Origin of the sequence: Corynebacterium sphenisci DSM 44792 (assembly GCF_001941505.1) — a bacterium.
In the GTDB taxonomy this organism is placed as follows: domain Bacteria; phylum Actinomycetota; class Actinomycetes; order Mycobacteriales; family Mycobacteriaceae; genus Corynebacterium; species Corynebacterium sphenisci.
On sequence record NZ_CP009248.1, the window covers coordinates 884655 to 897160 of the forward strand.

Annotated in this window: 8 protein-coding genes; 4 read left to right on the forward strand and 4 right to left on the reverse strand. The window is 66.9% G+C overall.

Annotated elements, in window-relative coordinates; translation table 11 throughout:
- Nucleotides 1-63: 63 nt before the first annotated feature.
- Complete coding sequence (locus CSPHI_RS04035) at nt 64-816, forward strand: HNH endonuclease (RefSeq protein WP_075691612.1); 753 nt, start codon at nt 64-66, stop codon at nt 814-816.
- 569 nt (nt 817-1385) lie between these two features.
- On the opposite strand, the gene CSPHI_RS04040 is transcribed toward CSPHI_RS04035, so the two are convergent.
- The gene (locus tag CSPHI_RS04040; protein WP_075691613.1) at nt 1386-2348 is read right to left on the reverse strand and encodes a DNA cytosine methyltransferase; all 963 of its coding nucleotides are present in this window, start codon (nt 2346-2348) and stop codon (nt 1386-1388) included.
- A 2302-nt stretch (nt 2349-4650) separates the two neighbouring features.
- Between CSPHI_RS04040 and CSPHI_RS04045 the strand changes: the two genes are divergently transcribed.
- Complete coding sequence (locus CSPHI_RS04045) at nt 4651-6765, forward strand: DEAD/DEAH box helicase (protein WP_245803385.1); 2115 nt, start codon at nt 4651-4653, stop codon at nt 6763-6765.
- Nucleotides 6766-6831: 66 nt separating this feature from the next.
- Here the strand turns inward: CSPHI_RS04045 and CSPHI_RS04050 are convergent, their stop codons facing one another.
- The 3 genes from CSPHI_RS04050 to putP form a co-directional block, all read right to left on the reverse strand.
- A complete protein-coding gene (locus tag CSPHI_RS04050; protein ID WP_075691614.1) occupies nt 6832-7329 on the reverse strand; it encodes a DUF2269 domain-containing protein in 498 nt (165 codons plus the stop codon).
- 141 nt (nt 7330-7470) lie between these two features.
- Nucleotides 7471-8151: an HNH endonuclease family protein gene (locus CSPHI_RS04055; RefSeq protein ID WP_075691615.1), complete on the reverse strand. Its 681-nt coding sequence runs from the start codon at nt 8149-8151 to the stop codon at nt 7471-7473.
- 90 nt (nt 8152-8241) lie between these two features.
- On the reverse strand, nt 8242-9765 hold the full coding sequence (gene putP, locus CSPHI_RS04060; RefSeq protein WP_075691616.1) for a sodium/proline symporter PutP: 1524 nt from the start codon (nt 9763-9765) through the stop codon (nt 8242-8244).
- A gap of 369 nt (nt 9766-10134) precedes the next feature.
- Between putP and CSPHI_RS04065 the strand changes: the two genes are divergently transcribed.
- Both CSPHI_RS04065 and CSPHI_RS04070 read left to right on the forward strand, forming a co-directional pair.
- A complete protein-coding gene (locus CSPHI_RS04065; protein WP_075691617.1) occupies nt 10135-11328 on the forward strand; it encodes an ABC transporter substrate-binding protein in 1194 nt (397 codons plus the stop codon).
- A 4-nt stretch (nt 11329-11332) separates the two neighbouring features.
- The gene (locus tag CSPHI_RS04070) at nt 11333-12463 is read left to right on the forward strand and encodes a FecCD family ABC transporter permease (protein ID WP_084210236.1); all 1131 of its coding nucleotides are present in this window, start codon (nt 11333-11335) and stop codon (nt 12461-12463) included.
- Nucleotides 12464-12506 lie beyond the last annotated feature (43 nt).

The window sequence follows — 12506 nt, forward strand, 5'->3', positions numbered from 1 at the left end:
GGTCGGGCTATAGAGAGAACGGAACGCTGGCTATCCAGCGAAGAATAGCGGAGGTGGTCTCGAATGGCAGGATACTCTGAACAACAACCGTTTTGGAAACTGGACTACTATCCGGGAACGAGAAGAAAGCTCGGCAGTGTCCCAAAAATTGCGTCTTATTTGTATCACGAGGTTGAAGTTGGTGCCACATTTACGACAGATGAGCTAAGGCTCAAGTTGGGTAGAGCGGGTCAGCGGGTCAACCACGAGCATTTCCAACGACGGATCCGAGAAATCAAAGACCTCGATTGGAACTTCCGCAATCATCAAGAGGATGCAGAACTAGATGTCCAGGAATACCGCCTAGTTAAAAAGGGTTGGACTCCCGAGAGTGGCAAGCCCCGGAAGCGAGACCCCATAACCGCCAGCGTGAGAAGGCAAGTGTTTGAGCGCGACAGACATTTCTGTCAGATTTGTGGTGCTCATGCCGGGGATGAATACCCAGGGGAGGATGGAACACGAGTAGTTCTGACTGTGGGTCATATCGTTCCTAGGTCGCACGGCGGTGAAGCCACGCTTCAAAATCTCCAGGCGGAATGTGCGCGTTGCAACGAACCAAAGCGCGACTCTGGTGATGCGATTAATACCTATGACAACGTCTGGCCTGACGTCAAAAAATTGGGCCGGAAGGATAAGCAGGAGTTGTTGCGTTGGCTTACGGAGAAGCGGCGTGACCTCAGTCCTGTCGAGATCGTCTATGCGAAGATCCATAAGATGAGGCCCGACGATCGTGACAGGCTAATGAACGACCTCCAAACTGCTACTGGGAAGTACTAGCGTGTATTTCCTATCCTGAGTAATGAGGAACAGTTAATGGAGTACCATGTCTTGGTGGTTGATCGCGTGGAGCATCGAGCCTGAGGGGTCGGCGTATTGTCTTTAATCCAGCCAAAAGTGTTGATGCCTATATCAGTAAGAGTTATTATCGATTCCGCTATTGTGGATAATGTTAGCTATAGCCCCTATCGGGGGGAATAGCAGTGGGGAAGGCGGAGGTTGGGAGTTCTAGCCGAGGGGGGGGGGGGGAGTAGGTAGCCTGTTCTGAAAACGCCCCATTAAGCGGGCAGTACTATTAGTCTTCACTGATATAGTCGGAGTACATCAAGGGTGCTAGGGCAAAAGGGTGAGGTCGCATAACTCCTAAACGCCACCGTAATTTAGGGTCCCGCCGACCTTAGCCTGTTAAGAACCCACATCTTGCCGCCATAGGCCAAGCTCGTGGGTTGGCGGGCTTAGGTGCGATCGGAGGGGGGATTTATCAGTTGCCCGCCCTTTATATCTTAGGTTAACTCAAGCCTAATCGAGATGGTCGGCCGGTCAGTGGATTATGTGAGCGATGGGTAGTCTCACTCTTGAAGTGCTGCCTTAATCGCTCTGCCGAATGATTTAGCGACGGGCGGAGGGAATGCATTTCCAACCTGGCGCCAGGCCGCAGTCTTTCCACCCATAAACTCCCATTCCGGCGGGAACCCCTGAAGCAACTGGCCCATTTTGACGGTAAGGCGGGGAATGTGACCGAGTGGGTCTTGGCTAGTGGGCGGAAATTCGGCGATAGACGTTCCCCGCACACCTAGCTTCCTCCAGGCTTCCCGGGCTCTCGAGGGGCCAACATCAGGGCCGCCGTGCTTCTTTGAGCCGCCAACAAGTGTCGGTGCAATAGTGTTTGCGTAGTTGGCCCAACTTTCGGCACCAAGCCAGCCAAGGCTTGCCATTTCCTCATAAAGGGTTTCGCCAACTGTCGGTGGCGTCAGTTCTGGGTCTGGCCATGAGAAGTCTTGTGCATAGCTGGGCATTAAAGCTACTAAGATAAATCGCGGACGCAGCTGCGGGACCCCATAATCGGAGGATTTGATAAGGTGCCACTCAGTGGCATAACCCATTTCGTGTAGTTCTTTAAGGATAGCGTTGCGGTAAGTAGTAAAGCGGGGTTGTGAAAGGCCCCGTACATTCTCTAGCATAACGGCCTTTGGGCGAGCCCCACGTACCAACTCCAGAGCCTTGGGGAATAGGTCACGCTCGTCCTCCGCCCCCAACTGTTTCCCGGCCACCGAAAAAGGAGGGCAGGGAACTCCACCGGCAAAGAGGTCGATACCATAGTAATCGTCACCCCTAAGGTCATGAACATCCAATTCCAATACCGGCCATCGCTCGTCTACCGGCATTTCGGGGTTATCTCGGTTCTGTCTGAGAGTCTCACAAGCCCAATGATCATTCTCTACTGCTGCGATATGCTTAAAGCCCGCCTGTTCGAGCCCCAAGGCTTGGCCACCGGCTCCGGCGCATATCTCAAGCGAGGTCAGTTTTGGCATAGTTCGTTTTCCTAGATTTGGCAACAGGTAATATTGCGTGGATTATGTATAACGTGTTTGGAAATCAGCTATCGCTGGTCTTGACTTGCTAACTGTGTACTTTCCGCACCTCTGGGATGGTCAGTGCCCTGTCTGATTGCGCCCGTGTTTTACTCCGTCCTGAAAACGAATATACGGGCATGTTCGATTGGGGGCAATAGTGTAACCGACGGTGGGTGAAGCTCTAAATATTGGCCGGTAGGCAATATCCGCCTCTAGTCTAGTTTTTCAATTGGCATGGTTGTCGCTCATCGCGGTTGTGCCGATCCACACTTAGTTTTTCATTTATCACCTATAGGGGCCTACGATTTATCTGGGGCTGTCTCATGACGGATGCAACTTATAAGGTACCCGTAGGGGGGACGGGTACGAGCATCGGCGTGTCTGTCGGGTTGTCTCCGTCGCGGGACCCGGGGCTATCCTCGCCGGTAGACTCTACTGGGCCTGCGGACGGAGGGTCGGTGGCTACCTTAACGGCCCTCGTTAGGCTCACGAACCGGTAGCGGGGGTTGGTGGCGGCCGGAGGTCCTCCGCTCGGCTGGGTGCTCGTCTCTAACGGAGGCTCGCGAGAGGCCCCTGAGGAGTGTCTCCGCTTGATGCGGTGACCTCGGCCGCTCTGGGGTCGGGACGGACGCGTTGTCGTCCTTGGTGACAGGCGGCGTCCGGCCTGTGCCGGGTTGCTTCGGGGATTATTAGGGTCGATTCAGTTTCCGAGCCCTGCAGCACTAGCCTAAGGGGTCCTTGCGGTTGAGGGCTAGGCGTTGGTTCGCTAACCTTCTAAGTTTGGGCTGCGGCAATTTAGCGCACCCGTCGGGCTCCTGCCGTGGTCGCCAATGTTTTGGCCCTGGCCCCGGTTGGAATTAACCGATTATCTGTGCATGTATTTGCTGTATTCCCTTATGGGTGGCTGGTCTCGATTTGCTTGTGGGTTGGAATATTGGGGTGCAGTTCCTCAGGGTATTTGCTCCAGCGTGTAGCAGTGTAAGTGTTCGTTCAGACGTTTCATGGTTTCCCATTGGCTGCGTGCCATATTTTCTGGTTAGCCCGTGATTTGCGTCGAGGTTTTAGACGGTAGCTATTATTTCATGAGGAGCTTTTGTAGACTCTAGGGCTTAAGATGTAGTTTTCAAAGATTAAGGGAGAGGTTTGGTTGACCAGTGATCTCGACGACGGTTCTGCCGGGACAAAGTGTGGTTATATCGGACTCTGTAAGGGCCGCTGTAGCTTTTTATCGGTTCAGGCTTCCCGGGCTTATCTGGTGTGGGTTGCCACGTTGTTCTGAAGGTTGCCGAACACTGATTTTGCGAACATGGTAACAGTGAATGGGATCCCCTTAAGGCGGCACTAGTTCCGATCGCCTAGCAGGGCGGGATAGTGTAGGGGTTGGCCCCTTTGTGGGAGGCGTGTCGACCAAGGCTCCTGGGACTATGTGACTTAACTAGGCGCATCGATAGTTGACTTCTAGCTTCGCTTTGGCCCAATGTCATGTCAAGGGCTTCCAGTTGATTCTCGTCCTCCGGTGCTGCACTCTGACAGGCTGAGGCTGGGTTCGCGGGGGTGGGCTCGCCTCCTGAGCTAACCCCGGTCTGGGCATCGATCCGCGGCGGCGTGGTGAAGTCGCTTTCAGCAGCTCAAGGGCGTAACATGACTACCCAATGAGTGATGGCGAGACCGGCAAGGGCGATTATCGACCGCCGCGGCTGGAGCATCGGACACCCACTCAGGACAGCCCGCGGGCCGGCACCCCACCGATGGTGGTCGACGTGCCGTTCGGCTGGCGGGATCGCGTCCCCGCGCACGAGGGGCCCCGCAGGGGCCCCCGATGCGGGGGCACGCACCCCATGGCCCAGGCAACCGGCGACGTAAAATGCGTCGGCCGGGTCGATGCCGTACGGGCTGCTGCACCAGGCGGCGCACAGGATGCCGCAGGTGCGAACGACAACACGGAGCAGGGACGCTCCGGGAATGGCGCGGGGCAGGGACGCCCCGCCGATGAGGGTATGAAGTGAACGAGAACGATGTGAACCAGCAGTCCGCGGCGGAGGCCCAGGACCGGGACGAGCGCAACGAGCAGATCGCCGAGGCGGTCCAGGAGCAGGTCGCCGCCGAGCGCGCGGAGATCCACGAGGCCGTGGAGGAGCAGATCGACCAGGCCGTGGAGCGGGCCGAGGAGGCCGCGGAAGACACCGGGGCCCCGGCGGCGGAGGCCGCGGAGGAGAAGGAGGCCCCCGCCGAGGAGGCCGCGACCGGGGCCGAGGCCCCCGTGGCGGAGCCCGAGGAGGCCCCCGCCGAGAAGCCCAAGGACGAGGCCCCCGCCGGGGACACCGGATTCGCCGCCCTGGATCTCCCCGAGGAGGTCCTCGCCGCGGTGCGCAAGGTCGGCTACGAGTCGCCCTCGCCGATCCAGGCGGAGACCATCCCCACCCTGATGACCGGCCGCGACGTGGTGGGCCTGGCGCAGACCGGCACCGGCAAGACCGCCGCCTTCGCGCTGCCCGTGCTCGCCCGGATCGACCGGTCCGTGCGCCGCCCGCAGGCCCTGGTGCTCGCCCCCACCCGCGAGCTCGCGCTGCAGGTCGCCGACGCCTTCCAGCAGTTCGCCGATCATCTCGGCGGCATCTCCGTGCTGCCCATCTACGGCGGCCAGGCCTACGGCATCCAGCTGTCCGGGCTGCGCCGCGGCGCCCAGATCATCGTGGGCACCCCGGGCCGGGTCATCGATCATCTGAAGAAGGGCACCCTGGACATCTCCGAGCTGCGTTTCCTGGTCCTCGACGAGGCCGACGAGATGCTGCAGATGGGCTTCCAGGACGACGTGGAGCGGATCCTCTCCGACACCCCGGACGACAAGCAGGTCGCCCTGTTCTCCGCGACCATGCCCGCCGCCATCCGCCGGCTGTCCAAGAAGTACCTCGACGACCCCGCCGAGGTCACCGTCAAATCGGAGTCGCGCACCGCGGACAACATCCGCCAGCGCTTCCTCATGACCGCGCACCGCAACAAGCTCGACGCGCTCACCCGGATCTTCGAGGTCGAGGAATTCGAGGCGATGATCGTCTTCGTGCGCACCAAGCACGCCACCGAGGAGCTCGCGGAGAAGCTGCGCGCCCGCGGCTTCGCCGCCGCCGCGATCAACGGCGATATCGCGCAGAACCAGCGCGAGCGCACCATCGGCCAGCTCAAGGACGGCCGCCTGGACGTGCTGGTGGCCACCGACGTCGCCGCCCGTGGCCTGGACGTGGACCGGATCAGCCATGTGGTGAACTACGACATCCCGCACGACACCGAGTCCTACGTGCACCGGATCGGCCGCACCGGCCGGGCCGGCCGCTCCGGCGAGGCGCTGCTCTTCGTCACCCCCCGCGAAGGCCGGCTGCTGCGCTCCATCGAGCGGGCCACCAAGTCCCGCCTGGAGGAGATGCACCTGCCGACCGTGGACCAGGTCAACGACTCCCGCAAGGAGAAGTTCGCCGACTCCATCACCGAGGCCCTGGCCGATGACCAGGTGCCGGTGTTCCGGGAGCTCATCCAGGCCTACGCCGATGAGCACGACACCCCGCTGGTGGACATCGCCGCGGCGCTGGCCGCCTCCACCCAGAACGACGACTTCCTGATGAAGGAGCAGCCGCGCCGCTCCCGCGAGGACGACCCCCGGGGCCGCGGGGACGACCGCCGCGGCGGCCGGGACCGCGGGGACCGGGATCGGGGCCGCGGCGGCGACCGCGGCCGCAAGACCGAGCGGGTGGAGTTCGAGCGCGCCGAGAAGAAGCCCTTCCGGATCTCGGTGGGCCGCAACCAGGGCGTGCGCCCCGGGGCCATCGTGGGCGCCATCGCCAACGAGGGCGGGCTGCAGTCCGGCGACTTCGGGCACATCGACATCCGCGGCGACTACACCCTGGTGGAGCTGCCCGCGAACCTGCCCCGCGAGGTGCGCGACAACCTCTCCCGCACCCGCATCTGCGGCCGGCCGATCGACCTGTCCGAGGACACCTCGGCGCCGGCCGGGGCCCGCGAGGACGACGACCGCGGCTACCGCGGCCGGGACCGCGGCGACCGGGGCGGCTACCGGGGCGGCCGGGACCGCGAGGATCGCGGCGGCCGGGGCGGTTTCCGCGGCGGACGCGACCGGGATGACCGGGGCGGCTACCGCGGCGGCCGGGACCGCGACGATCGCGGCGGCTACCGCGGCGGGCGCGATCGGGACGACCGGGGCGGCTACCGCGGCGGCCGCGACCGGGATGACCGGGGCGGCTACCGGGGCGGCCGGGATCGCGACGATCGGGGCGGCCGGGGCGGCTACCGCGGCGGCCGGGACCGCGACGAGCGCGGCGGGCGCGGCGGTTTCCGCGGCGCCTCCCGCGGCGGCTGGGACAACTAGGCCCCGCAACGGACGACACCGGCGGCGCCCCATGCGGGGCGCCGCCGGTGTCGGCGTATCCGGGTCTTAGATGAAGAACATGGCCACGGCCATGATCACCCACAGCGCGGCGAAGATGCCGGAGAACATGGCCAGCTTCGACTTCGCCTTGGCCCAGTCCAGCTCGGCGGCCTTGGCGCGCAGCTTCGCCAGATCCGGGTCATCGGCCTCCTCGCCGTCCGGGGCGACGCCCAGCCCGGCGAGCATCACCCGCTGGCGGGGGATGATCGCGAAGAACAGGATCGCCCAGGCGATGATGGAGCCGGCGATGGAGGCGTGCACCACGCCGCTGCGGAAGAAGTACGCGGCGTTGGTGAAGGCCACCCCGACGCCGAGCAGCGGCACCAGCAGCGAGATCATGCCGTAGGTGCGGCTCACCGCGTGCATGGTGCGGGCGGCGCCGACGGTGCCGGCCTCGCCGTCCCGGGCGGCCACCGCCAGCCGGGGGAACATCGAGGTCGCCACCGTGACGGGGCCGATGAGCAGGATCGCCGCGACGACGTGGGCGATGGTGATGGGGTTCATGGGCGGGTACGGCTCCTTCGTCTCGGGTGCCCTGGTGAGGTGCGCCGGCCGGGGCGCGGGGGCCGCCGCGCCCGGGCCGGGATCGTCCACCCTAGCCAACCGGCGGCGCCGGCCCGGCACCGCCACCGGGGCGCGGGCGGCTCAGCCGGCGACCCGGATCCCGCAGGCCCCGGCCAGGGCGCGGAAATCCGCCGCGGACACCGGCAGCGCCCAGTTCCGGGCCACCCGCAGATAGCGCATCGCGTAGTCGCAGGCGCCCGCCGGGGCGGGCAGCCACTCGGCGGGGGTGAGATCGGATTTGGCGCGGTTCGCCGCCGCCGCGGTGGGCAGCAGGTTCAGCGGATCATTGGCGAAGGCGGCGCGGCGTCGGGCCGGCCAGGCGTGCGCCCCGAAATCCCAGGCGGCGGCGAGCGGGTAGACGTGGTCGACCTCCGCGTCGGCCGCCACCAGGGGCGCGCCGGTGTAGGGGTCGGCGATCACCCGATCCCCGGGCCGGCAGGGCGGGCCGCCGAAATCGCGCACCAGGATCGACTGCCGGGTGGTGCACGCCCCGTCCCGGGCCCAGTCGCCGAAGGCGGCCCGCCGGTAGCCGGTGACCGTGACGCGCTCCCCGGTGACGGCGACGGCGCCGAGCAGCCTCGCCGCCTCCACCGGATCCGCCGGGCGCGCCACCGGGTGCGGCGGCGGCCCGGGCCCGGTCCCGGGCGCGATCAGCGGCGGCAGCAGGATCAGCGCCAGCGCCGGCGCCAGGATCGGCGAGGACAGCCGGAACCGGCCCGGCCGGCGCCGCGGCGGGCGCGCGGGGGCGCGGCGGCGGGGCATGCCCATTGGACGCCGGCGCGGTGCGCGCCGGTTCCCGCCGGGGGCGCCCCGCCGCGGGCGCGGCCCCGTCCGGGGGAGGGGGCGGCGGGCCTAGAGCTTCGCCGCGGCGGCGGCCCGGTCGAACTCGGCGAGGATGGCCTCGTCCGGTTTCGGGGTGAGCAGGGTGACCGCCACCATGGCGACGGTGGCCGCGGCCACGCCCGGGATGATCTCGTAGACCACGTCGGTCAGCGCCGAGCTGCCCCAGGCGAAGGAGACCACCGCCCCGGTGACCATCCCGGCCATCGCCCCGGGGGCGTTGAGCCGCCGCCAGTACAGCGCGGCGATGACCAGGGGGCCGAAGGCGGAGCCGAACCCGGCCCAGGCGAAGCCCACCAGGTCCAGGATGGAGTTCTCCGGGTCGGCGGCCAGGATCGCGGCGACCAGGGCGACCAGCAGCACCGCGGCCCGGGACAGCGGCATCGACCACCTCGCCCGCAGGTTCTTGTTCACCAGGCCCCGGTAGAGGTCCTCGACCAGGGCGGTGGAGGACACCAGCAGCTGGGAGGAGATGGTGGACATGATGGCGGCGAGCACCGCGGTGAGCACCAGCCCGGCCAGCAGCGGGTGCAGCAGGAACCGGGACATGTCCAGGAACACCGTCTCGTAGGAGGCCTGGTCGGCGATCCGGGCCCCGGTGACGTCGAAGAAGCCTGTGGCGATGAGGGCGACCAGCATCGCCCCGGCCAGGCAGATGAACTGCCAGGCGGCGCCGTAGACCAGGCCCTGGCGGGCCTCGGCGGGCCGGCGCAGCGCCATGAAGCGCACGATCACGTGCGGCTGGCCGAAGTAGCCCAGCCCCCAGCCGGCCAGGCCGATGATGGTCAGCGCCGGCAGCCCCTCGGTCATCGCGAACCAGGTGCCGTCGACGCCGCCGTCCGCCGAGCCCGGGTAGGCGTGCCCGGCGGGGTAGGTGAGCACCTCGGTGAAGGACAGGCCCTGGCCCATCAGGTAGGCCAGCGCCACCGCGGGCACCGCCACCAGGGCGAGGAACATGATGATGCCCTGCACGGTGTCGGTGTTGGCCACCGCCACGAACCCGCCGACCAGGGTGTAGGCGACGGTGACCCCGGCGACGATGAGCATCCCGGTGAGGTAGGAGCCGTCGAAGGTGGACTCCCAGTAGCGGCCGCCGGCGACCATCCCGGAGGAGACGTAGAAGGTGAAGAACACCAGGATGATGATCCCGGCGGTGACCCGCAGCAGGTGGCTGGAGTCGCGCACCCGGGCCTCGAAGAAGGTCGGCACGGTCAGCGAGTCCCGGGCGATGTGCGTGTAGGCGCGCAGCCGGGGCGCGGTGAACACCCAGTTGGCGGTGGCGCCGATGAACAGGCCGATCGCGATCCACGCCTGGGAGAGCCCGGAGAGGTAGATCGCCCCGGGCAGGCCCATGAGCAGCCAGCCGGACATGTCCGAGGCGGAGGCGGACAGGGCGGCGACGAAGGGGTGCAGGCCCCGGCCGCCGAGGACGTAGTCGTCGTAGTCGACGGTGCGGCGGTAGCCGCGCCAGCCGATGTAGAGCATGGTCGCCAGGTAGGCGACGATGGCGACGATGAACCACGAATGCTCGCTCACGCGGCCGTGGCCTCCTTCCGGATGGGCGGGCGCGGCGGCGGGGCGGCGCCGGTGCGGGGGCGCCCGCGGCCGCCGCCCGCGCGCACCCGGGGTGGGTCGTGCATCGGGGACCGGTTCACGGTGGCACCGCGGCACCCGGCCGGGCAAATCGCCCCCCACCTGCGGGGGCGGCGTTCACCCGGATACCGCCCGCCGCGGCGCCGCCGGCGGGGCGCGGGCCGGGCCAGGTGCGCCGGCGGCGGCGCTTCCCCGGGCGCGACTGCATAGGCCCAATTATTAATAGTGGACGAAATTCGCAGGTAACGGTAGCCTAACCGCGGGTTAACCGGAACGGGTGACCCATCCACCTCAGTGAAGGGCAAGTACACAATGCATATTCTCGGACACCGCGGCCGCCGCGCGGCCGCCGCGGTCGCCGCGGCCGGCCTGCTGCTCGCCGGCTGCGCCGGCGGCGACGACCCCGCCGACGACACCGCCGCCGCCGATGACGGCGCCGGCTTCACCGTCACCGACGTCGCCGGCCGCACCGTGACCCTGGACAAGGCCCCGGAGCGGGTCCTGTTCGGCGAGTCCCGGGCCGCCTTCGTCATCTCCTTCCTGCAGAAGGACGAGCCCACCGACAAGATCGTCGCCTGGGGCAATGACCTGCAGTCCGCCGCCAGCGACTTCTACGATCGCCTCGTGGAGGCCGACCCGGCCGCCGCGGACATCGCCGATATCGGGCACTTCAAGAAGGACGACGTCTCCGTGGAGACCCTGCTCGCGCAGGACCCGGACATCATGGTGCTCACCCTGCAGCAGAAGGAGGTCGCCGAGGAGCAGGGCATGCTCCAGAAGTTCGACGACGCCGGGCTGAAGTACGTCTTCACCGACTTCCGGGAGGACCCGCTGAACAACACGGTGCCCTCCGTGGAGCTGGTCGGCAAGGTCCTCGACCGCGAGGAGGAGGCCGCCGACTTCGCGAAGATGTACAACGAGAAGCTGGCGATGGTCAAGGAGCGCGTGGCCAAGGCCGACGCGAAGCCGAAGGCCTTCCTGTGGCGCGCCGCCGGCCTGTCCGACTGCTGCGGCACCTTCGGCACCGAGAACCTCGGCGGGGTGCTGAGCACCGCCGGCGCGGAGAACATCGCCGATGAGCTGCTCGAGGACAAGGCCGAGGGCGATCTCACCGTGGAGAAGGTCATCTCCGCCGAGCCGGACCACATCGTGCTCACCGGCGGCGACTGGACCGCCTACGTCAAGGACAAGCCGGAGATGGCCGCGGTGGACTACACCCACCTGGGCTACAACTACGACGCCGAGGAGGCCAGCGAGTCCTTCCAGGCGGTGCTCGACGCCACCCCCGGCATGGAGGAGGTCAAGGCCGTCAAGGACGGCCACGTCTACGGCCTCTACCACCAGTTCTACGACTCCCCCTTCAACATCTTCGCCCTCGAGGCAATGGCGAAGTGGCTGCTGCCCGAGGAGTTCTCGGACGTGGACCCGGCGCAGGAGTTCGCCGACTTCCACGCCGAGCACATGCCCTTCGAGGCGGAGGGCACCTTCTTCGCGGAGCTGTCCTAGCTAGATGACGAAGGGATCCGACGGCGGCGCCGGCCACGGCGCCGCCCTCCCCGCGGCGGGGCGACCCGCCGCCGATCCCGACCGGGCCGCGACCGGTGCGGCCGCCGTCGCCAACTACCGGCGGCGCGCGGTGCGCAAGGTCGCGGCCGTCGTCGCGTTGATCGCCATCTGCCTCGTGGCGTTCCTCGCGTCCACCGCGGTCGGGGCCCTCGACTTCTCCTGGTCCACGGTGCTCAAGGGCATCTTCTCCCCGGATGCGGTGGATCAGCAGACCCGCACCGTGCTGTGGCGGCTGCGACTGCCCGCCGCGGTGATGGCCGTGCTGGTCGGCTCCTCGCTGGCCCTGGCCGGCGCGCAGATGCAGACCATCCTGGACAACCCCCTGGCCGAGCCCTTCACCCTGGGCATCTCCGCGGCGGCCGCCTTCGGCGGTGCGGCGGTGATCGTGCAGGGCTGGCGGCTGCTGGCCAACGCCCAGTTCAACCTGGCCCTGTTCGCCTGGGCCGCGGCGATGCTGGCGGTGTCCATCGTGATCGGCGCCTCGGTGTGGCGCGGCGCCGGCGCGGAGTCGATGATCCTGCTCGGCATCGCCCTGGTGTTCCTCTTCCAGGCGCTGCTGGCGCTGATGCAGTACCGCGCCGACCAGGACGCGCTGCAGCAGATCGTGTTCTGGACGATGGGCTCGATGGGCCGGTCGAACTGGACCGCGGTGGGCATCGTCTTCGGCGCCCTGGCGCTGGCGGTGCCCTACGTGGTGGCCAACTCCTGGAAGCTCACCGCGCTGCGCCTGGGCGACGCCCGGGCCGCGGCGATGGGCATCGACGTCAAGCGGCTGCGGATCATCACCCTGGTGGTGGTCAGCCTGCTCGCGGCGACCTCGGTGGCCTTCGTCGGGATCATCGGCTTCATCGGCCTGGTCGGCCCGCATGTGGCCCGGATCCTGGTCGGCGAGGACCAGCGCTTCTTCGTGCCCGCCGCGATGGCCGCCGGGGCGATGCTGCTCACCTGCGCCCATGCGCTGAGCCTGATGCTCATCCCGGGCCGGGCGATCCCGATCGGGATCATCACCGCCCTGGTCGGCGTGCCCTTCTTCCTGGCGCTGCTGTTCACCCGCAAACGACAGGTCTGGGGGTGAGCGCCATGAGGAGCGGACGACGGGCCGCCCGGGCCGCCGAGGC

Bases quoted from the DNA above. Each gene is read 5' to 3' on its own strand.
- CSPHI_RS04040 (WP_075691613.1), bottom strand. From the start codon at position 2,348: ATGCCAAAACTGACCTCGCTTGAGATATGCGCCGGAGCCGGTGGCCAA.
- CSPHI_RS04065 (WP_075691617.1), top strand. From the start codon at position 10,135: ATGCATATTCTCGGACACCGCGGCCGCCGCGCGGCCGCCGCGGTCGCC.
- CSPHI_RS04035 (WP_075691612.1), top strand. From the start codon at position 64: ATGGCAGGATACTCTGAACAACAACCGTTTTGGAAACTGGACTACTAT.
- CSPHI_RS04055 (WP_075691615.1), bottom strand. From the start codon at position 8,151: ATGCCCCGCCGCCGCGCCCCCGCGCGCCCGCCGCGGCGCCGGCCGGGC.
- CSPHI_RS04050 (WP_075691614.1), bottom strand. From the start codon at position 7,329: ATGAACCCCATCACCATCGCCCACGTCGTCGCGGCGATCCTGCTCATC.
- CSPHI_RS04070 (WP_084210236.1), top strand. From the start codon at position 11,333: ATGACGAAGGGATCCGACGGCGGCGCCGGCCACGGCGCCGCCCTCCCC.